At 47.4% G+C, this 18,999-nt stretch carries 18 protein-coding genes and 1 pseudogene; 9 read left to right on the top strand and 10 right to left on the bottom strand.

The genetic code is table 11. From position 1 onward, the window contains the following. Window positions 1-19 precede the first annotated feature (19 nt). From kaiC to ACE1CM_RS41905, 6 genes and pseudogenes are all read left to right on the top strand, one after another. Window positions 20-1,585 (top strand): circadian clock protein KaiC, encoded by a 1,566-nt coding sequence (gene kaiC / locus ACE1CM_RS41930; protein ID WP_374885196.1) that lies wholly within the window; start codon window positions 20-22, stop codon window positions 1,583-1,585. Window positions 1,586-2,008: 423 nt separating this feature from the next. Further along, entirely contained in the window at window positions 2,009-2,326 is a 318-nt protein-coding gene (locus tag ACE1CM_RS41925) for a hypothetical protein (RefSeq protein ID WP_374885194.1), read from the top strand. Window positions 2,327-2,442: 116 nt separating this feature from the next. Next, window positions 2,443-2,592: a hypothetical protein gene (locus ACE1CM_RS41920; protein WP_374885192.1), complete on the top strand. Its 150-nt coding sequence runs from the start codon at window positions 2,443-2,445 to the stop codon at window positions 2,590-2,592. 48 nt (window positions 2,593-2,640) lie between these two features. Further along, window positions 2,641-2,751 (top strand): annotated as a pseudogene (locus tag ACE1CM_RS41915) (DUF2887 domain-containing protein); the annotation flags it as partial. Between the two features lie 153 nt (window positions 2,752-2,904). Beyond that, complete coding sequence (locus ACE1CM_RS41910; protein WP_374885190.1) at window positions 2,905-3,345, top strand: Rpn family recombination-promoting nuclease/putative transposase; 441 nt, start codon at window positions 2,905-2,907, stop codon at window positions 3,343-3,345. A gap of 40 nt (window positions 3,346-3,385) precedes the next feature. Beyond that, the gene (locus ACE1CM_RS41905; RefSeq protein ID WP_374885188.1) at window positions 3,386-3,769 is read left to right on the top strand and encodes a hypothetical protein; all 384 of its coding nucleotides are present in this window, start codon (window positions 3,386-3,388) and stop codon (window positions 3,767-3,769) included. A 75-nt stretch (window positions 3,770-3,844) separates the two neighbouring features. On the opposite strand, the gene ACE1CM_RS41900 is transcribed toward ACE1CM_RS41905, so the two are convergent. The 7 genes from ACE1CM_RS41900 to ACE1CM_RS41870 form a co-directional block, all read right to left on the bottom strand. Next, window positions 3,845-5,032 carry a TRC40/GET3/ArsA family transport-energizing ATPase gene (locus tag ACE1CM_RS41900; RefSeq protein ID WP_374885186.1) on the bottom strand — a complete coding sequence of 396 codons (1,188 nt, stop codon included), beginning with the start codon at window positions 5,030-5,032 and terminating at the stop codon, window positions 3,845-3,847. A 42-nt stretch (window positions 5,033-5,074) separates the two neighbouring features. Further along, window positions 5,075-5,464, bottom strand: a complete 390-nt coding sequence (locus ACE1CM_RS41895) for a DUF2358 domain-containing protein (protein WP_374885184.1) — start codon at window positions 5,462-5,464, stop codon at window positions 5,075-5,077. Window positions 5,465-5,571: 107 nt separating this feature from the next. After that, entirely contained in the window at window positions 5,572-6,135 is a 564-nt protein-coding gene (locus tag ACE1CM_RS41890) for a hypothetical protein (protein ID WP_374885182.1), read from the bottom strand. A gap of 237 nt (window positions 6,136-6,372) precedes the next feature. After that, window positions 6,373-8,430 (bottom strand): DUF4912 domain-containing protein, encoded by a 2,058-nt coding sequence (locus tag ACE1CM_RS41885; RefSeq protein WP_374885181.1) that lies wholly within the window; start codon window positions 8,428-8,430, stop codon window positions 6,373-6,375. A gap of 30 nt (window positions 8,431-8,460) precedes the next feature. Further along, on the bottom strand, window positions 8,461-8,595 hold the full coding sequence (locus tag ACE1CM_RS41880; RefSeq protein ID WP_374885179.1) for a hypothetical protein: 135 nt from the start codon (window positions 8,593-8,595) through the stop codon (window positions 8,461-8,463). Between the two features lie 279 nt (window positions 8,596-8,874). Further along, window positions 8,875-9,660, bottom strand: coding sequence for an AEC family transporter (locus tag ACE1CM_RS41875; RefSeq protein ID WP_374885177.1), 786 nt, complete (start codon window positions 9,658-9,660; stop codon window positions 8,875-8,877). Between the two features lie 180 nt (window positions 9,661-9,840). Then, a complete protein-coding gene (locus ACE1CM_RS41870; protein ID WP_374885175.1) occupies window positions 9,841-12,303 on the bottom strand; it encodes an IMS domain-containing protein in 2,463 nt (820 codons plus the stop codon). 279 nt (window positions 12,304-12,582) lie between these two features. Here ACE1CM_RS41870 and pdhA point away from each other — a divergent pair, with 279 nt between their 5' ends. After that, a complete protein-coding gene (gene pdhA / locus ACE1CM_RS41865) occupies window positions 12,583-13,617 on the top strand; it encodes a pyruvate dehydrogenase (acetyl-transferring) E1 component subunit alpha (protein ID WP_374885174.1) in 1,035 nt (344 codons plus the stop codon). A gap of 132 nt (window positions 13,618-13,749) precedes the next feature. Here pdhA and ACE1CM_RS41860 read toward each other — a convergent pair whose 3' ends face one another. Further along, entirely contained in the window at window positions 13,750-14,697 is a 948-nt protein-coding gene (locus tag ACE1CM_RS41860; RefSeq protein ID WP_374885172.1) for an aldo/keto reductase, read from the bottom strand. Window positions 14,698-14,861: 164 nt separating this feature from the next. Here ACE1CM_RS41860 and ACE1CM_RS41855 point away from each other — a divergent pair, with 164 nt between their 5' ends. Further along, on the top strand, window positions 14,862-16,304 hold the full coding sequence (locus ACE1CM_RS41855) for a BCD family MFS transporter (RefSeq protein ID WP_374885171.1): 1,443 nt from the start codon (window positions 14,862-14,864) through the stop codon (window positions 16,302-16,304). 123 nt (window positions 16,305-16,427) lie between these two features. After that, the gene (locus tag ACE1CM_RS41850; RefSeq protein WP_374885169.1) at window positions 16,428-17,249 is read left to right on the top strand and encodes an inositol monophosphatase family protein; all 822 of its coding nucleotides are present in this window, start codon (window positions 16,428-16,430) and stop codon (window positions 17,247-17,249) included. A gap of 132 nt (window positions 17,250-17,381) precedes the next feature. On the opposite strand, the gene ACE1CM_RS41845 is transcribed toward ACE1CM_RS41850, so the two are convergent. Beyond that, window positions 17,382-17,951, bottom strand: a complete 570-nt coding sequence (locus tag ACE1CM_RS41845; RefSeq protein WP_374885167.1) for a Uma2 family endonuclease — start codon at window positions 17,949-17,951, stop codon at window positions 17,382-17,384. Window positions 17,952-17,971: 20 nt separating this feature from the next. Beyond that, window positions 17,972-18,844 (bottom strand): ChaN family lipoprotein, encoded by an 873-nt coding sequence (locus tag ACE1CM_RS41840; RefSeq protein ID WP_374885165.1) that lies wholly within the window; start codon window positions 18,842-18,844, stop codon window positions 17,972-17,974. Window positions 18,845-18,999: the final 155 nt, after the last annotated feature.

Raw genomic sequence — 18,999 nt, 5'->3', positions numbered from 1 at the left:
ATAACTTTTAGTTCAAAAAATGAATCAAAAGAATCAGATTGGGCAGCAAAATGAATCGGTAAAGGTAGGTGTTGAGAAAATCCGCACCCTGATTGAGGGTTTCGACGATATCTCTCACGGAGGTTTGCCAGTTGGTAGAGCAACGTTGGTCAGCGGTACATCTGGAACGGGCAAAACATTATTAGCCGCGCAGTTCCTCTACAACGGCATTACGTATTTTGATGAACCAGGTGTTTTTGTCACATTTGAAGAATCACCGACAGATATTATCAAAAATGCTCATAGCTTTGGCTGGGATTTACAAAAATTAATCGAAGATGGCAAGCTATTTATTCTAGATGCATCCCCCGATCCAGAAGGGCAGGATGTAGTAGGCAATTTTGACCTATCTGCTTTGATCGAGCGCCTGCAATACGCGATTCGTAAATATAAAGCCAGACGAGTTTCCATCGACTCGGTAACGGCGGTGTTTCAGCAGTACGATGCAGCAAGCGTAGTGCGGCGGGAAATCTTTCGCCTGGTAGCACGCCTGAAGCAGGTAGGCGTTACCACGATTATGACCACCGAACGCGAGCAAGAATACGGCGCTGTAGCTCGATTTGGCGTGGAAGAATTTGTCTCGGATAATGTGGTCATTCTCCGCAACGTTTTAGAAGGAGAACGCCGCCGCCGCACGATTGAAATCCTCAAATTGCGCGGTACGACTCACATGAAAGGAGAATATCCTTTCACGATTACCAACGATGGCATTAACATTTTCCCCTTAGGAGCAATGCGATTGACACAACGCTCTTCCAATGCGAGGGTTTCTTCTGGCGTCAAAACCTTGGACGAAATGTGCGGCGGTGGTTTCTTCAAAGATTCGATTATTTTGGCGACGGGAGCGACGGGAACGGGCAAGACACTTTTGGTGAGCAAATTTATCCAAAATGCCTGCGACAAAAACGAGCGAGCGATTTTATTTGCTTATGAAGAATCCCGCGCTCAACTGTCGCGCAACGCCTATTCTTGGGGGATTGATTTTGAAGATTTTGAACAAAAAGGTTTGCTGAAAATTATCTGCGCCTATCCAGAATCCGCTGGATTAGAAGACCACTTGCAGATAATTAAAACAGAAATTGCGGCGTTTAAACCTTCCCGAATTGCGATTGACTCGCTGTCAGCGTTAGCGCGAGGGGTGAGCAACAATGCCTTCCGTCAGTTCGTGATTGGGGTGACGGGTTTTGCCAAACAAGAAGAAATTACCGGCTTTTTTACCAACACGACCGATCAGTTTATGGGGTCCCATTCGATTACGGATTCCCATATTTCTACAATTACAGACACGATTTTAATGCTGCAATACGTAGAAATTCGCGGCGAAATGTCGCGGGCGATTAACGTGTTTAAAATGCGGGGTTCGTGGCACGATAAAGGGATTAGGGAATATACCATCAGCGAACGCGGGGCAGAAATTAAGGATTCCTTCCGCAACTACGAACGAATTATTAGCGGTTCTCCCTCTCGGATTATAGTGGATGAGAAAACCCAGTTGTCGCGCATTGTTAAGGGAGTGCAGGGTAAGACAGTAGACGATGAAGAATAAGGACTAAAGTCCTGACTACAAACGATCGCGGAGGGATTTGAACCCCCGACACCCAGAACCGGAATCTGGTGCTAACCAGCCAATTGTTCAAGCTTTCAAGTGTTTGGTGACTTCCTTTCACCTCCTTTCGTCAAAATCATTCTTCCCTCTAAGAGGCTTCTAGAGGGTCGTAAGTCCATAAAAAACACAAGCAATCTGATAAATGTTTTCAGTTACTCTTTATTGCCTTATGCCAGAATCCAAAAATATCAGGGAGTTTATTTGCACAGATGAATAACCCTGGAATGACGATTTAAGTTTTTTCCAAAACATGATTGAATTGTTCAGTAATTTTTTTGTCATTCCTCATGCTCACATTCAAATTCCTATCTTGGCGGCATACGTTACACTTCCTAGTGCTTTATGTACTGTTGCTCCAATACTTTGGTTGGAGAAAGCGGCCGGAAGCGGGAAGTCAAATCTAATCAATGTGTTGCAATACATCAAGTAAAAGCACAAAATGCATCTGGGAGCTTTGCTAGTATTCGCAAGGAAATCGAAATGAATTCAGTTGATGAAAAAGGGGAGGAAAGGCACTTGGTTTTGTGTGTTGACAACCTGAATGAGTTTACAAGAAAAAATGAAAATCTCTATACACTTTTATGGTGCGGTTATCACAGAAAAGACTCAATCACGGCTGCTGTCCTTGGTGGTGAGAACATGGAGTTTAACACCCACAGATCTACGCAGAAACAAAGGTGATAGGTTAGTCGTGGGTAAGTTCTGTTAATAAAACCTGACACAGGTTATTAAGCGGGGCGGATGAGGCGTTCTCTGGCAAACTTGTATCAAGAATGTAGCCTGATGCGAATAAGCAGATGACCGATGACATCCAGCGCGGTAGCAGAGGACCAGCCCCAAGTTGGAATTTAGGGCGAACGAGAACAATAAGAGTACCGATTGCGATCGCCGATCGGCTGATGGAGATTGCCCGGAACGATGGATCGCGGCGAACCGATAGAAGCTAGTGTATTGTTCGCCAGGGAGGAATTGCAGGAGTTATCCAAAAGTCCCGCGAAGTCAAACAGCTTGCCTTCCGTCTAGACGGTTTATTCTTGCCAACAACCAGCGAACCGGAAAAACCTCTCTACCTAGTTGAAGTTCAGTTTCAGCCAGATCCAGACCTATACTACCGCAAGTTGCTAGTTATAAACTTTGGCGTTGCTAATTGCTAATTGCTAATTGCTAATATAGGATTTTTACCAATCTCGCCATTAGCCTCGTGACCACGGCAGAGCCTAGTAACGCCATTAGCCGCTCCCAGAGAGATAACTAGCAACTTGAGTTACTACCGCTTGTTTGGCGAACTTTTCGTCTACTTAAGGCAGTACAAGCCACCCCATCCTTGGCGGATGGTCGTCATCTATCCCAATCGTAGCGCCGAACGAGAACAGAATTTACATTTTGGTCAACTTCTAGCTTTGGAGCAGGTGAGACGAATATACTTGGATGAATTAGGGGCAGCAGCAGAAAACTCTCTAGGCGTGGGAGTTGTTAAGCTAGTTATTAGACGCTTAGTCGAGCAAGCGAAGCAACAAATAACCGATGAAGTTGTTCAGAATAACCTCATCAATTTAATTGAGACAATTATTGTCTACAAATTACCGCAAAAGAGCCGCCAGGAGATTGAAGCTATGTTTGGTTTAAGCGAACTCAAACAAACTAAAGTTTATCAGGAAGCTAAACAAGAAGGCTCAGAAGAAGGTAAACAAAGAAGGTGAGCGGCAAGCCAAGTTATAAGCCATAGCGCGACTGCTGCCAATGGGTTTAAGTTTGGAGCAAATTGCCCAAGCATTAGATTTGCCTCTGGAAGTAGTTCAGCAAACCGCTGAGCAAATTAGGAGCCAAACTATCTTATCTTCCCAACAGAATGTCGCTGCTTTTATTGTACTGTTAAACGAGCAGCTATCGCGCTTTTCTCCTGATGACTTGACTGAGTTATATCACCTAGTTGCTCCTCTACCAGATAATATCGAATACCTCTCGCAAGCACTCTCAGCTTGGTCTGAAAATCCCTCTGAAATTCTTGACGCAAAACGCCAACTTATCGAATCTTTTTCTCATAATTCATCAGAAGAATCACCCAACAAACAAACTCTGATAAATGCTATTGGGCAACCTTCTTCCTCTGGTGATTCCCAGTAATCCAACACTACCTCGTGAAAATCGTTAACTTGATCGCCCCAGAAACCGGGTTTCTGCAAGAAACCCGGTTTCTAATTATACCCTCGCCACTTCAGCAAACCGGATTTTGAGATAATCTTCTTCCATCTTCGCACCAGCAGGTTGCAGCGCTGCCAAAGCTTGGGGCAAAACTAAATTGCGGCGATGATTCCCAATCCTCACATTCAATTCATCCCCAGTTTTACTCAACTGAATTTGGTCTTTCGCAATTCCCGGCAAGTAAAGTTCCAAACTGTACTGATTTTTTTCTTGCACTACGCGGACAGTTGTTTCTTGGTAATAAACTTTACTAGGATCTTCATCCTTATAAAGCAATTCCTTCAACCGATCTAGTGCCGCCAAACCGCACATTTCTTCTGAAAATAAAGGAACTTCCTTCACCGGCAAAGGATGAAAGTTATCGTAAATTTCTTGACGATATTCCTTTTGATTCTCTTTCCACCGCTGGAAGAAGGGATCTTGCACCTCGTTCGGAATAATCCGATTAGCCACAACTAAATCTGTCGCAACATTATACAAACTCAAGTAAGCATGGGCGCGTAAAGATTCCTTGATTACCATTTTTTCTGGATTCGTCACCAAGCGCACCGAAGTTTGAGTATTATCGGTTAAAACTTTTTCCAATGCTTCTATTTGTTCGTAAAATTCGTAAGGCGCATCCATAACTTCTTTATCAGGCAAGGAAAAACCAGCTATTGGCCTAAAAATAGGTTCAACTAGCGGTCTAAGCGCCACAGAAATGCCTTGAAACGGCTTATAAAAACGCCGCATATACCAGCCACTAACTTCTGGTAAACTGAGCAATCGCAGCGCCGTACCTGTAGGAGCCGAGTCAATAATTAAAACATCATACTCGCCTTCATCGTAGTGGCGTTTCATGCGTACCAAGCCGAATATTTCATCCATCCCTGGTAAGATTGCCAATTCTTCCGCCTGAATGCCATCGAGTCCCCGCGCCTGCAAAACTTGGGTAATGTAGCGCTTAACCGCTCCCCAGTTTTGTTCTAATTCTATTAGGGCATCCAATTCCGCACCCCACAAGTTGGGACGAACCAGTCGCGCTTCGTGTCCCAGTTCCATGTCAAAACTGTCCGCCAGCGAATGAGCAGGATCGGTACTGAGAACGAGCGTTTTATAACCCAGTTCAGCGCAACGAAGTCCCGTAGCTGCTGCAACGGAGGTTTTTCCCACTCCCCCTTTCCCCGTCATCAGAATTAAACGCATGATTTCCCTGTCCTGCCTGAGAATTGTTTACATTACTTTACTTTATCGATTATTTGAGAGAAATAGGTGTTGTTTCAAAACATCGATACGCGAACAATCCCAATAATCGATGTGGGAGACAATCAAGTCATCTGCATTTAGTCGTAACTCGCTCCAGCCAGGAATAGAAATGCGGGGTTTCCAGGGTAGGGGAGTATTCCACGAGAGCGTCCAGCGAGTCAGAATCGTATCTCCGTCGCGGCGAATGTCGTGCAGATCGAGTTTTAGGTTCAAAAACCAAGTGCCGATAAACCCTATCATCTGCTTATACCGCTCAATACCCCGAAACTCGTTGAGGGGGTCTTTAAAAAACACATCTTCGGCATAAATGCTGTAAGTCTGGTCAACTGGAAATCTTTGATAGTCCTGTTTTAGAATTTCAATAATGTCCATTAATCTAGTACCTTTTTATTATTTTTTGCTAATTGCTAATGGCTAATAGCTAATCGAAAAAACAATTAGCAATTAGCAATTAGCAATTAGCAATTAGCAATTACCAATTAGCTCACTTCAGGCCAAAGACGTTCTAATTGATACCGCCATGCTGACATTGTTTCTTCGCGTCCGGCTGAACCTTGATTGATGTCGCCCATGAGTCCTTCTTCGTAGAAACGATCTACAGTTTGGAGTGTGGCTTCCAGGGTTTGTCCTTGCTGCTTAGCAGCCTTGATAATTTGACGGATACGACTTTCTACAAGCTGGTTGAAGAAGTCAGATATACCCCTTTGGTGCAACGACAAAAGTTGGGTTACGGCAGACTCGAAGTCAACAGAAGTCAGACTTTCGCAACTGTGTTGAAATACACCCCATAAAACTCCCTGATACAAAGCGTAGCGGGTTTCTAGGGTTGTGTCAAAGTTGGCCTCTAAAAGTTGTTCGAGGAAAGGTTGAGCTGCTTGTGCTGAAGTGATGGGAATTAAGAGTCGCAGCCAAGATTGGTCGTCTGAAAGTAATACTAACAGGCGCTTTGAAGGCGTGTCTACCTGCCAGGAGTTGGGAGCGTTCGCTTGCAAATCCGCTCCAAATAATTCCGCGAGCTTACTACCAATTTCTGCCGGTGTCATAAGTAGGTATTGTTTTTGATTTCAGGACTGACGCAAACACCAAAGTTTCTCTGAAAAATCGTCGCTTTGTCACCATAAATTTACCCAGAAACAAAGGTGATAGGTTCGTCGTCCAATAAGAAGCCCCCGACCTCTGCCGGGGGATAGAAATTTTAGATGGATTATTGGTTGACGGCTCGGTTTCCCAAATTTTGGGTTTTCACCAATCTCCTCCAATCCGAAATCTAAAATCTAAAATTAGGAGAACCATTCTTGAACGGCTTCTGCCTTAGTATTGGTATTCCGCGATGGAGTTTCGCGCTTAAAGTTCATGTGAATCGAACGGTTTTGCTCGCCATCCTTAGCAACTGCCACAATCGGGAAGTCAATTACACCATCCTGGAACGACAGCTGGAAGCGGAACGTGCCATCGGGATTCAGTTTAATTGGACGGCCACCAATCGTCACGGTAGCATCGGGTTCCGTCGCACCGTAAACAATCAGTTCAGCATCAGCAATCAGCCAGAACTGACGCGGCATCGCGTAGGAACTGAGCGCGTGAGAGCTGACTTCGTAGGAACTCACCGCGTAAGAACTGAGCGCGTAAGAACTTTCCGGCACCGAGTAGGAGCCAACTTCGTAGGAACTTACCGCGTAAGAACTGATCGGCACCGAGTAGGAGCCGACTTCGTAGGAACTTACTGCGTAAGAACTGACTGGTATGGCGTAGCTGCTGACAGCGTAAGAACTGACCGGCACTGAATAAGAGCCAACTTCGTAAGAACTGACGGCGTAAGAACTTACCGGCACTGAATAAGAGCCAACTTCGTAGGAACTCACCGCGTAAGAACTTACTGGTACCCCATAGCTGCTAACGCCGTAGGAACTGACTGCCGGGACGTAAGAACTAACGCCGTAGGAACTGACTGCTGGAACGTAAGAACTGACGGCGTAGGAACTTACTGCTGGAACGTAAGAACTAACGCCGTAGGAACTTACTGCTGGAACGTAAGAACTGACGGCGTAGGAACTTACTGCTGGAACGTAAGAACTAACACCGTAGGAACTTACTGCTGGAACGTAACTGCTAACTACCTCATAGGAGCTGACTGCCGGGACATAGCTGCTGACTGCGTAAGAACTGACCCCGTAGGAGCTAACTGCGGGGGCGTAAGAACTGACGCCGTAAGAACTGACCCCGTAGGAGCTAACTGCGGGGGCGTAAGAACTGACGCCGTAGGAACTGACCCCGTAGGAGCTAACTGCGGCGGCGTAAGAACTGACCCCGTAGGAACTGACTGCGGCGGCGTAAGAACTGACGCCGTAGGAACTGACCCCGTAGGAACTAACTGCGGCGGCGTAAGAACTGACGCCGTAGGAACTGACCCCGTAGGAACTTACGGCTGGAAAGTAAGAGCTAACAGCGTAGGAGCTGACTTCATAGGAACTTACAGCGTAAGAACTAACTTCGTAGGAACTTACGGCGTAGGAACTGACTCCCGATATAGAACCAGGGACTTGCTGCATGGAGCCGAACAGAGAACCGGCAATTCGTTGTGCTTCGGTGTCTGCGGCAGGGCCAAACATTTTGTCAATGGGACTTTGAACCACTGTTATCCGCTTGCTGGCGGGGTCTAGCTCCAGCAATGTTCGACCCCGCAGTTCTTCATCCCAAGAAACGGTGATGAATTGCTCTTCTACCCAGTCGGAGGGATAGAGCGGGGGAACGCGCACAGCTTCGGAACGAGCTAAAACGAGCCAGCGACCATCAGCAGTGCGGTAGCCAATATCGACTACGTAGTCGCGATCGCTCACTGGTACCGGCAGATACCATTCCCTTGCTAGCTCGTCGCAGGGATACTCCTGAATGCTATGGGGACTTTGGCTATCCAGGTTGATGTCGGTTACGTCGTACAACCGTAGGGCGATTTGTTGTCCCCCTGCTCGTCGCAGTTCTTCCTTGCAATCGTTCGGAATATCCCAATAAGCATAAGCCCATTGCGGATCGCGCGGCAGGAGAACTATCTGGCTTTCACCATAACCACCAGGTAACTCGGCTAGCTCTTCATCGACGGATGAGAGGTCTTCACCAAAGTTATCTTCTTGACCCACTTCAAATTTTGTTGCTTCCACGGCTTCTTGTACCTCCTGCGTATTAGATTGACTCGGTGAAATTCTGCTGCGTTGTACTTCCTGTATCGCTGCCAGTAGTTGCGACTTTCTCATCCTGCTGTATCTAGAAATACCACACTCACTGGCTACTCTACGTAGTTGCCGCAGGGTCATTTCTTCTAAAGGTGGGCGTTCTTTTGCCATAAATGCGTTCTCCAGTACTTTGAGTAACAGCTATGTCTTGCCTTTATGTTCCCAGTCAAAATATTGCTTTTCTCTCAACGCTACATTTTTGGATAGCTCTGCCCATTTTTTCTTGGAAGCGATGTGGCTATTTCCCGCTGCTACGTTTGAGCTGAACTCCAGCATTGAGCTTCTCTCTCAAGCGAGACTGCGTTCATTTGACACCAGCAACACTCCAAAGACACGTGGGCATTTGCTCTTGTGTGAGTTGCGATTTGTTAAGGATATGTTGCAGAAAAGTCCTCGATCAGGTCAAGAGGTGTGTGGGGCGATTATGAGTAGATCTACGCTTTTATAGGCAAATCGGGGATCGTTTTGTCATGATTTGTTAACAAACCCGCCAAAACCCTTGGCCAGAATATCAAGATTTCTTGACAAAGCAGCGAGGTCAAGAAACCCGGTTTTTTAGAAAAACCGGGTTTCTGTGTCAGTCAAACAAAAACAGCCAATGAGTCCTGGCACGATCGCAACTCTTAAGCTACTGGGAATCAGCGCCATCGGAAAACTTTTCCAACCTGAGATTTGCGCCCGTCGTATCCCGATCGGCACAAAGGCACTGCAACTGACAACTCCAATCGAAGCTTCGAGTCCAGATGCAATAAAATAAGGAAATTCAATCGATTTAGTCAAATAGCCCAAGATAAACGTCCACAGGCAAGGCACGATCAATAAATCGCGCCGGTTAAGCCACCAGCGATGCTCGCTATGGAACCGACCAAAATAACTGGCAACTAGAACGCCAAAAACATAGGGGCCAAAAAGGTTGTGAGCGATGCTGTAGAAGACTGCTACATTCAGGGAGTCGGACTCGATTAAATAAGGAGCGAGCGCTAACCCCACAAACCCGGTGTTTCCCAGCATCGCTGCCAAGATAAAACTACCCTCGCGCGATCGATTAAACCAGCTCTGATTGGGCTTTGGTAAAGCTGGACTCCGCAACACCTGCCAGCATAAGCAAGACAGTCCCAGTCCCAAGGTTAAGGCTACTAACGTCACCAAGGGCGCTAACCCCCAATTTCCAGAAAAGTTCGTCTGTCGAGCTAGTGCCAGAATTTCTATCGGTACCCCAACCCAAAAAAGCGCGCGCCCCAACCACCGAGGCAGGGAGTTTGGTATAAACCGAAACAACAGTATTCCTAAACCCGTCCAGAGAATTAGAGGGGTATAAATATCGAATAGAGTGTTAGTCATAGGTTACGAGTAGATGGTCATAAGTTGGCTTGCGATTCACGCGCACCATTTGGTTATAAATGAGACGAGGAAGACCCTCGAAAGCAAGGAAGGGAAGGAAGACAAGGGAGGTTCTTCCCTACCACCAACTACTGACGATCGCACCACTCGGACAGCTGATTGCTGACTACTGAGGAAAGGCTACTTTAAAACAGTCATATCCCGGATGAACCACCGACCGTTTTGGCGCACCAAGTCATACTGAACCCGCAGATTAGAATCGTAAGATTCTCTTTGCACTAATCGCTCGCCTCTGTAGTGTTTGGCAACTTCGCGTACCTGTGCTTCTACTTTGGCTTGATTTGCATCGCCCTGGGGGATCTGGATCGAATTGTTTTCAATCGTATGCTCGAACTCGCGATGCCAGTTGTTTCTCCTTGCCGTGCGAGCGATCGCTTCCCATCGCGCCAGCGCTGGGTTGACTAATATTTGAGCTAATCGCTCGATTTCGTGGTTCGACCCAAACGCTTCTTTTTTACGATCTAACCAGGTCTGAATCACTTGTTGGGCAACTTCTTCTGTGATTGGTCCCGGTGCAGTTAATCGATCTCTGGCAATTGCGGACGGTTCTAACAAGGATTTATCGAGGCTTACCTCTAACTGTTCTCGTTTAACGGGCGATCGCGCTTGTTGTAAGTTTCTGTTGAGCGCTCCGATGGCTTGGATCAACAAAAATAGCAGTACTCCGATGCCCAACACGCCACCCAAGAGCAATATCAGCCGCTTTTGTTTAGCTGCCTTTGAGGAATTGGCAGCCGGTGACACCAAGTTGCGCCAACCCCTTGACAAATTCTCCAGTTTCTGTTTTAGCCATCGATTCGTGCGGCCTCGCCGGCCGCGTCTGGTGGAAGACCCACCGGGTCGATGCTGCAACGCTGCTGTTGTGGCACCGCCTGGTGGCGTTGGTTGGCGTAAGGAAGCCCCTGGAGCGAAGGTAACCGATTCCCTGATGGGAGCGCCGACGCTAGAGGCTGGCATCCCTTCCCCAGGGTAAGTTTCCGTTTGATTGGCTGCCCCTATTGAACCATTTGCCACGCGCTCAGCCGTAGGCAGCGGTGTTGGAGGCATCGAAGCACCAGCTTTTCCTAACAAGGCGCTCAGAGTTGCTTCGCCGGATCCAGATAAGGGGGTCGAGGAGGTGCGGGGCAAGTCCGTCTTGATGTTTGCTCCGATTTGGGTACTCAAGCGGGATTCAATTAAAGCTTGAGTTCGCTGCATCTGAGATTTCAGACGTTCGATTGCTTCCCGTTCCGCTTGAGTGGTGGATGGGGATGCTGCTGGGGTGGATATCCGGTCAGTAGCGATCGCTTCCCACTGGTTAGTTGCTTCTGTGTCTTTTGGCAGCGATTCCAGCGCCGTCTGCACGCGATCGTCGGCGAAGTAATCTTTTAAAGAAACTTGTTGCTCTGCCAAGTCGCGGAAGTGAGGAAACACTTCTTCCTGCAACCAGCGTTCGCTATAAAGGCACAGTCCCGGCAACAAATCCGGTGCCCCTTGGGAATGTTCGCGAATAAAAGCTAAAGCCTCATATTCTCCCGACAACTCCAAAGCGCGAGATGCTTCGTCGGTTTGTCCCAAAAGCAGGGCGCAGATCGATTGCTCCAGATATACATCTTGGCGTTTCCCCAGACGCATTAGCAGTACCTTGGCGCGCCCGATTAGTTCTGGCTGTCGCTGGGTAAAACCGCGTGCCAAGAGGGCATACACTGCTAAATAAGTAGCTACTGCCGAAGGACGACGGGCTTCTTCTTCAAACAAAGCCTGCTGCTCGGCGCTGGTGAGATAGACGCGCAATTGCTGGATAAAACGGAGAAAGTTTTCCTTGTTTAACCCGGATTGATCGTTGCCTGCACCATCGATGCCGCCGCGTTCGACTAGCATTTCTTGTAACAGCAGCACACCTTTGCGTCGCTCTTGGGTTTCTTCCAATGGCAGTGCTAGCAATTCTAATATTCTGTAAGGACGTAGCTTATAGAGGTCCGATTGGATTTCGCCTCGGACGCCAGCAAATAAACCTTCGCGTAATAGCAATTCTTGACCGCCGTCTAGAGTTGCAGCGGCATCTTCATAACGGCGTTGCTGCCATTGCTCGCGCCCCAATTCTAAACAGGCTAGGGCGACGGTTAAAACCATGTCTGCTCTGGCAATTTTGGGTTCGCCAAACCTGCCGGTTTCGATTTCGGTTGAGGAACTGCTCAGATAGGAGCGACCTAAATGCAAGACCAGTTCGTATTCTCCCAATTCTTGCAGAATCAGCAAGGCTCCCAAAAACTCTTCGTCAGAAATATCGATACTGGGAGGTTCGGGGTAAGCATTTGGTTCCACCGATGCCGCCGCAGCAGTTGTGGGCGACTCGGTTCGTTGTGGGGAATCACTCGCGTAGGTTTTGGTGAAGAAACTGGCATCGTAGGCGCTACGCTGTTCTGGATCGCTAAGAACCCCATAGGCTTCGTCGAGCAGTTGTTTGCGAGCAAGAATAGCAATTTCTGAGTATTCGCGTCGCGGCAGTTGTTGGACGCGATCGCGATATGCTTGCTGCAACTGTTCTGTACTTGCCTGAATCGGTAGACCCAGAATTCGATAATAGTCAAGTGGTATACGCACAGCCCACTTCCCTAACGGCGAACGACTGAATTAGCTTATGGTATCATTGACACTCCCAAGACCAAAGTCAAGGGAATTTTTTTAACGCTCTCCCGCTCTTGCCCACACTTGGAACCAAAGCAAGGGTTGAAGATCGGATCGCACGCCTATTGTAGCTAGTCCTAACTCTTCCCTTAAATTGGAGCGGAATATTACTACAAAATACACCAGGCTGCCGTTGGGGCCCGATACTGGAAACAGATTTGACTTTGAGTCTTGCCGAAAGGATACAACAGATCGATGGTTAAAGAACGAACCCTCCCAGTCTTTCCAGCTGCTTCCGCACAAATTACTAAGGAAGAAGGACTGAAAGTTTACGAAGACATGGTTTTGGGGCGCTTGTTTGAGGATAAGTGCGCCGAAATGTACTATCGGGGCAAAATGTTCGGTTTTGTCCACCTCTATAACGGTCAAGAAGCCGTATCTTCTGGCGTCATCAAGGCAATGCGCCCGGATGAGGATTACGTTTGCAGCACCTACCGCGACCACGTCCACGCTTTGAGTGCTGGCGTACCGGCGCGGGAAGTGATGGCAGAATTATTTGGCAAGGCGACTGGTTGTTCTAAAGGTCGCGGCGGTTCGATGCACATGTTTTCTTCCCCCCATCGTCTGCTAGGGGGCTATGCGTTTGTTGCCGAGGGCATTCCCGTGGCGACGGGGGCGGCGTTTCAATCGAAATACCGCAAAGAAACGATGGGCGACGCCAGTGCTGACCAAGTAACGGCTTGCTTTTTTGGTGATGGCGCTTGCAATAACGGTCAGTTTTTCGAGTGCTTGAATATGGCGGCGCTGTGGAAGTTGCCGATTCTGTACGTGGTAGAAAATAATAAGTGGGCGATTGGCATGGCTCACGAACGCGCTACCAGCGATCCGGAAATTTACAAGAAAGCCCATGCCTTCGGGATGGCAGGGGTCGAGGTAGATGGGATGGACGCGTTGGCTGTATATACGGTGGCGAAAGAAGCGATCGCTCGCGCCCGTGCCGGTGAAGGACCTACCCTAATAGAAGCCCTCACCTACCGCTTCCGGGGTCACTCCCTCGCCGATCCAGATGAACTTCGCTCTAAAGAAGAAAAGGAATTCTGGTTTACCCGCGATCCAATTAAAAAGTTCGCCGCCTACCTCACCGAGCAAAATTTAGCCACTGCTGAAGAACTCAAGGACATCGACCGCAAAATTCAAGCAGTTGTAGACGATGCAGTTCAATTCGCTGAATCTAGCCCCGAACCCGACCCCAGCGAATTGTATCGCTTTGTGTTTGCCGAAGACGAGTAATGGTAATTGCTAATTGCTAATTGCTAATTGCTAATTGCTAATTGCTTAAAATCTTAGCCATTACCGTCGTTCCCACGGCTTATGCCTGGGAACTCCATTAGCCATTAGCCATTAGCCATTAGCCATTAGCCATTACCTAAAAGTACGAGTTATTTGCTCTAATTTGGCTACTTCATCGCCTTGCAGTGAAAAGCCCAATGCTCCAGCATTCTGCTTGGCTTGTTCGGCTGTTTTTGCCCCTGGAATGGGAATGACGTTGCCTTGAGCAATTAACCAATTCAGCGCAACTTGAGCCTCTGTGCGATCGTATTTATCTCCCAGTTCACGCAGTAATGATATTACGGGCGCGATTTTTTCTAACCCTTTGCGGCTGAAACGAGAATCAAACCGCCTCGCCCCCGTCGGTTCTTTAAAGTTTTCTAACGAATACTTGCCAGTAAGCAATCCTTGTGCTAAAGGGCTATAAGCCAGAATGGTAACGCCGAGTTCGCGGGCCGTATCCACAATGCCTTGGGTTTCCACCTGCCGCGATAGCAAGGAATACCGCACCTGATTCGTCGCCAAGCGTACCCCCCTTGCCGCGAGAAGTTTGTGTGCTTCTCTCATTTGGTCGGCAGAATAGTTGCTGACGCCAACGGCGGCTATTCTTCCCCGCTGCACTTCGTCTGCCAGGGCATTCATCAGCGTTTCTTGACTCATGAAAAACGTAAAAGGCCAATGCACCTGATAAAGCGCGACTTGCTCTACTTGCAGGCGCTTTAAACTGGCTGTGAGGGCATCTGCAACCGATTGTCCGGTAAAGCGCCACGGCATCGGGCCGTATTTGGTGGCAATGATGACGGGAAGATCGATCTGTTTGATGAACTGTCCCAGGAATTCCTCTGATAATCCCGTGCCGTATACTTCGGCGGTGTCGAAGAAATTCACTCCCCCATTCAAGGATGCTTCAAACGCTTCCCGCAACTGCACTGGGCCGTAGTCACTGCCATAATTCCAAAACAGCTTGTCTCCCCATGCCCAAGTGCCGACGCACAGGGGCGTGACCACCGGGCCATCTTGACCTAAAGTAATAGTCTGCACGCTGGTTGACCCTTTGTTTACAAAAATTCATATTCTTTTAGTGTATCGTCGCTCCCCAGGTGCTGGTGAGAGGGAGGGAGACGTAACCACGACAGCGGTTTGTGTTAAAGATTAGTTAGTTCCATCGAAAGTCGGACATAAAATAGTCGATCTCTGAAAAGAAAATGGCAACGGGTGGTATTTCAAAACATCAACAAGAGTCGGCAAGTCAGCCAATGCCTAAAATCAAACTGCTGACGATGTTCCGATTAGGTTTATTTCAGATGGGGTTAGGTATCCTGGCAGTTTTAACCCTGGGGGTACTCAACCGCGTCATGATTGCAGAATTGGCAATTCCAGCGACGGTAACCGGGGCTACGCTAGCAATTTCTCAGTTTGTTGCGCCAGCAAGAATTTGGTTTGGACAGATGTCTGATGCCAAACCGCTGTTGGGTCATCACCGCACGGGTTATATCTGGATTGGTGCTGCTTTATTTACGTTTATCTTATCGGCAGCGCTACAAATTATCTGGAAATTGGGTAATGCGGTGCAAGCGGCAGGCGGTTGGAGTTGGACAGAGCAAACTTATGGCTGGACGGCGCTGGCGGCGTTAATTTTTGCGCTGTACGGGTTGGCTGTAAGTGCTAGTTCGACAACTTTTATGGCTTTGTTGGTAGATGTTTCCGATGAAGATAATCGCGGTAAATTAATCGGAATTGTCTGGACAATGCTGACAGGTGGAATTGTCATCGGTGGCATTACCAGCAAAATTTTGTTGATGCCATTAGAGAGTCCGAATCCTTCGTTTGAGACATTAAATGCGTCGATTAATTGGCTGTTTCTCATTGTGCCAATCGTTGTTTTGGGACTGGCGCTGCTGGCTACTTTCGGCGTAGAAAAGAAATATTCCCGCTATACTTCTCGCTCGGCTATGGTGAAGCGGGAAGATAAAATTACGTTGGGAACAGCGTTGAAAATTTTAACGGCGAGTCGTCAAACCGGGATATTTTTTACATTTATGTTGGTGATGACGACAAGCTTGTTTCTGCAAGAGGCGGTTTTAGAACCTTATGGCGGACAAGTGTTTGGTTTGTCAGTGGGTCAAAGTTCCCAATTGAATTCTTTTTGGGGAATTGGCATGTTGCTGAGTTTGAGTGCAACGGGATTTTTCATTATTCCCCGTTTGGGTAAGCGCAGAACAACTGGATTGGGTTGTTTGGCTTGTGCGGTTTGCTTTATCTTGATTATTTTGGCAGGGTTTAGCGCTAATGTGAAGTTATTCCAGGCAACTTTAGTGTTGTTCGGTTTATCTGCTGGAATTGCTACGACGGGGGCGCTGAGTTTGATGTTAGATTTAACCGCAGCAGAAACCGCAGGGACGTTTGTGGGTGCTTGGGGATTGGCGCAAGCGATCGCGCGCGGCTCCGCAGTAGTAATCGGTGGTGCTATCCTCGATGTGGGGAAAGCTATTTTTACCGTTCCGGTGCTATCATACGGCTTGGTGTTTGCGACGCAAGCAGCAGGAATGGTAGCAGCGATATGGTTTTTGGGACGAGTCAACGTGAAAGAATTCCGCGATAATGCTAAGCAAGCACTCGCCACCATCATGGAAGGCGATTTAGACTGATTGGTAATGGGTAATTGATAATTGGTAATTGGTAATTGCTAATTGCTAATTGCAGATTTAAGATGAAAATTCAAAAAAATCTCAGATTACCCATTACCCATTACCCATTACCCATTACCTCAAATGACTGATTTTTGGACTGATATTTTAACCTTTGCCCAAACGACAACTGCTAGAGTTGGTGACTATCTACTTACCCAGTTTGGACAAGTGCAAGCTTCTCGCAAGCCTGATGGTAGCTTGGTAACTCAAGCAGATCAATGGGCGGATAAAGAACTTCGAGAAGCAATAGCTGCCACTTTTCCCAGTCACGGTGTTTTAACTGAAGAAACCGAACATGTTTTCCATGGGTCCCAATGGTGTTGGGTTATCGATCCTTTGGATGGTACAACCAACTTTACCCGGGGAATTCCCGTCTGGGGAATTTCACTAGGATTGCTGTATAAAGGAACACCTGTATTTGGTTACGTCCATTTCCCCCCACTCGGTCAATCCTTCCACGGCTTCTATCAAGAATTACCAATTACCGATTACCCATTACCCAAGACTGGTGCTTTTTTAAACAACCGTCCCATTCACACTAGCCCTGACGCGCCTAGTCAAAATCACGTTTTCAGCTTGTGTGCGAGAAGTACAGATGTGATGAAACAGCCTTTCCCGTGTAAAATTCGGATGCTGGGAGTTGCTAGTTATAACTTTCTCGCTGTTGCGTCTGGTGCGGCTTTAGGTGCTGTTGAAGCTACGCCTAAAATTTGGGATCTTGCCGCAGTTTGGGTGATTCTTCAAGCAGCAGGGGGTGCTTGGGTATCGTTAAGTAAGGAACCAATTTTCCCGTTGCAAGCGCTTAAGAATTATGCTAGTTGTTCTTTGCCCACTTTAGTTGCTAGCCGCGCTGAATTAGTGCCAGAATTTAAACCATTTGTGGAATTTTTGGGGAATGGGTAATAGGTAATGGCGTTACTAGGATCTGCCGTGGTCACGAGGGTAATGGGTAATTTTAGATTTTAGATGAAATTAGCAATTAGCAATTAGCAATTAGCAATTAGCAATTACCAATTACCAACAAATCTAAACCTGTTATAATTTCACTTTGTTGTACGCATCGGCGAGGGAAATTTGAAAGGGAACGGAAGTGAAAGAAATTGATTCATCTTCGGTATCGTATTCGCGGAATGACCATTGTTTATTGCCGGTCTTATAATACTGTTCTACATAGATTTTGGTTTGGTCAATCAGCAAGTATTCTGCAAAAGTCGGTAGGGTGCGGTAAGCTTGAAATTTTCCACTTTGGTCATACCCTTTGGTTGAATCTGACAAAACTTCTACAATTACCTTGGGATTGGTAATTGTATCGGTGCGGTCGCTAACATACTCCGGTTCTCCCACGACTACCATGACATCGGGATAAGTGTAGATGCGTCTAGTGGCTATCCAGAGACGAACATCGCTCATAAACACTCGGTAATCGAGTTTTTTGAAGGCAAAATTTAGCGCGGCATAGAAATTGCCAGCTATCTGATTATGATTGATAGATCCGCCTGCCATAGGAATTATTTCACCGTCGATGTATTCGCTTTTGTAGTCGGCGACTTCCTCTAGTGCTAGATATTCTTCAAGAGAGTAGTAGCGCTGTTCGGTAACTTGCATAAAAACTTTCTCCTGTGGCGTTATTGGTAAGTAAACCAAAAGAAATCGGCAGCGGGGGTATTATTTCTGGGTGGCGTATCTTCGGCTGGATTTAATAGAATTGTACGCTGAACAATCCCATCTACGCGACGGGCGACGCGGTTGGGAATTCCGTATCCGTAGGCGACGTGACCTTTACCAGCTAATACTACAACTTGATAATCTGGGTTGGCTTGTAAAAATCGGACGATACTATCTGCCATTGTTTCATCCCAGACGACTTGAGCTTGAAAAAATCGCTCAAAACCACTACTGTTGCCCTTACCTTTATGGCTTTGTTCGTAAATTTCTTGCATCACCTCGCGATAGGCGGGGTCATCTGTGCGAATTTCCGAGATGGGTGGAATATATCGTCGTTCTTCGCGGGATAATCTTTGTAAGCCGCGACGGGCAACTTGGCGGACTATTTCTGTGGATGCATTTAAGGCGACTACTGGGAGTCGATTGGCTTTGGCAAAGCGGAGGAAGGGGGCATAATATTCCCAAGGGAAACCCCAGCGTTCATCGAACTCGGTGCGATCGCGCAAATCTTGTTCGTTAATATTGTCTGCTAAATAGCGATCGATGTATGACTGATAGGGGCGCTGGAACATTTCCATTGCGATTGCAATGCGCGGATTGCGTTGGTGCAGCGCTTGTATAATCTGTAACTGCGCGGCGTGATCTTGCGGTTTATCGTGAGTTTCCCCCAGGTAGATAACTTTTGCCTTTGTCAGTTCCTCGAATAGTGCTGGGGAGGGGTAAGCTTGTTGTTGGACGGGACTAAATACCCTTTGAGCATAAGCTATCGGGGTGCTAACTAGGATTAGACCCAAGGACAAAGCGCAGAATTGGACGAGTTTGCGTGTTTTCATACATATATTTTGTACTGCTTCCCATAAATAAGAGGATGGGGAGAATCAAAGACAGGGGGACAAAGAGAGTCAGAGGAAAAACTCCCCGCGTCCCCTTGTCTCAGAGGATGGGGAGAATCAAAGACAGGGGGACAAAGAGAGTCAGAGGAAAAACT

This window comes from Microseira sp. BLCC-F43 (assembly GCF_041929235.1).
Classification (GTDB): Bacteria; Cyanobacteriota; Cyanobacteriia; order Cyanobacteriales; family Aerosakkonemataceae; genus Microseira.
Note: the sequence above shows the minus strand (reverse complement) of the source record. Positions and strands in the feature narration are given on the sequence as shown.

What these genes read in the sequence shown, in the direction of transcription:
- kaiC (WP_374885196.1), top strand. Translation starts at nt 20, where the DNA reads ATGAATCAAAAGAATCAGATTGGGCAGCAAAATGAATCGGTAAAGGTA.
- ACE1CM_RS41920 (WP_374885192.1), top strand. Translation starts at nt 2,443, where the DNA reads ATGACCGATGACATCCAGCGCGGTAGCAGAGGACCAGCCCCAAGTTGG.
- ACE1CM_RS41905 (WP_374885188.1), top strand. Translation starts at nt 3,386, where the DNA reads ATGGGTTTAAGTTTGGAGCAAATTGCCCAAGCATTAGATTTGCCTCTG.
- ACE1CM_RS41900 (WP_374885186.1), bottom strand. Translation starts at nt 5,032, where the DNA reads ATGCGTTTAATTCTGATGACGGGGAAAGGGGGAGTGGGAAAAACCTCC.
- ACE1CM_RS41895 (WP_374885184.1), bottom strand. Translation starts at nt 5,464, where the DNA reads ATGGACATTATTGAAATTCTAAAACAGGACTATCAAAGATTTCCAGTT.
- ACE1CM_RS41890 (WP_374885182.1), bottom strand. Translation starts at nt 6,135, where the DNA reads ATGACACCGGCAGAAATTGGTAGTAAGCTCGCGGAATTATTTGGAGCG.
- ACE1CM_RS41885 (WP_374885181.1), bottom strand. Translation starts at nt 8,430, where the DNA reads ATGGCAAAAGAACGCCCACCTTTAGAAGAAATGACCCTGCGGCAACTA.
- ACE1CM_RS41880 (WP_374885179.1), bottom strand. Translation starts at nt 8,595, where the DNA reads ATGCTGGAGTTCAGCTCAAACGTAGCAGCGGGAAATAGCCACATCGCT.
- ACE1CM_RS41875 (WP_374885177.1), bottom strand. Translation starts at nt 9,660, where the DNA reads ATGACTAACACTCTATTCGATATTTATACCCCTCTAATTCTCTGGACG.
- pdhA (WP_374885174.1), top strand. Translation starts at nt 12,583, where the DNA reads ATGGTTAAAGAACGAACCCTCCCAGTCTTTCCAGCTGCTTCCGCACAA.
- ACE1CM_RS41855 (WP_374885171.1), top strand. Translation starts at nt 14,862, where the DNA reads ATGGCAACGGGTGGTATTTCAAAACATCAACAAGAGTCGGCAAGTCAG.
- ACE1CM_RS41850 (WP_374885169.1), top strand. Translation starts at nt 16,428, where the DNA reads ATGACTGATTTTTGGACTGATATTTTAACCTTTGCCCAAACGACAACT.
- ACE1CM_RS41845 (WP_374885167.1), bottom strand. Translation starts at nt 17,951, where the DNA reads ATGCAAGTTACCGAACAGCGCTACTACTCTCTTGAAGAATATCTAGCA.
- ACE1CM_RS41840 (WP_374885165.1), bottom strand. Translation starts at nt 18,844, where the DNA reads ATGAAAACACGCAAACTCGTCCAATTCTGCGCTTTGTCCTTGGGTCTA.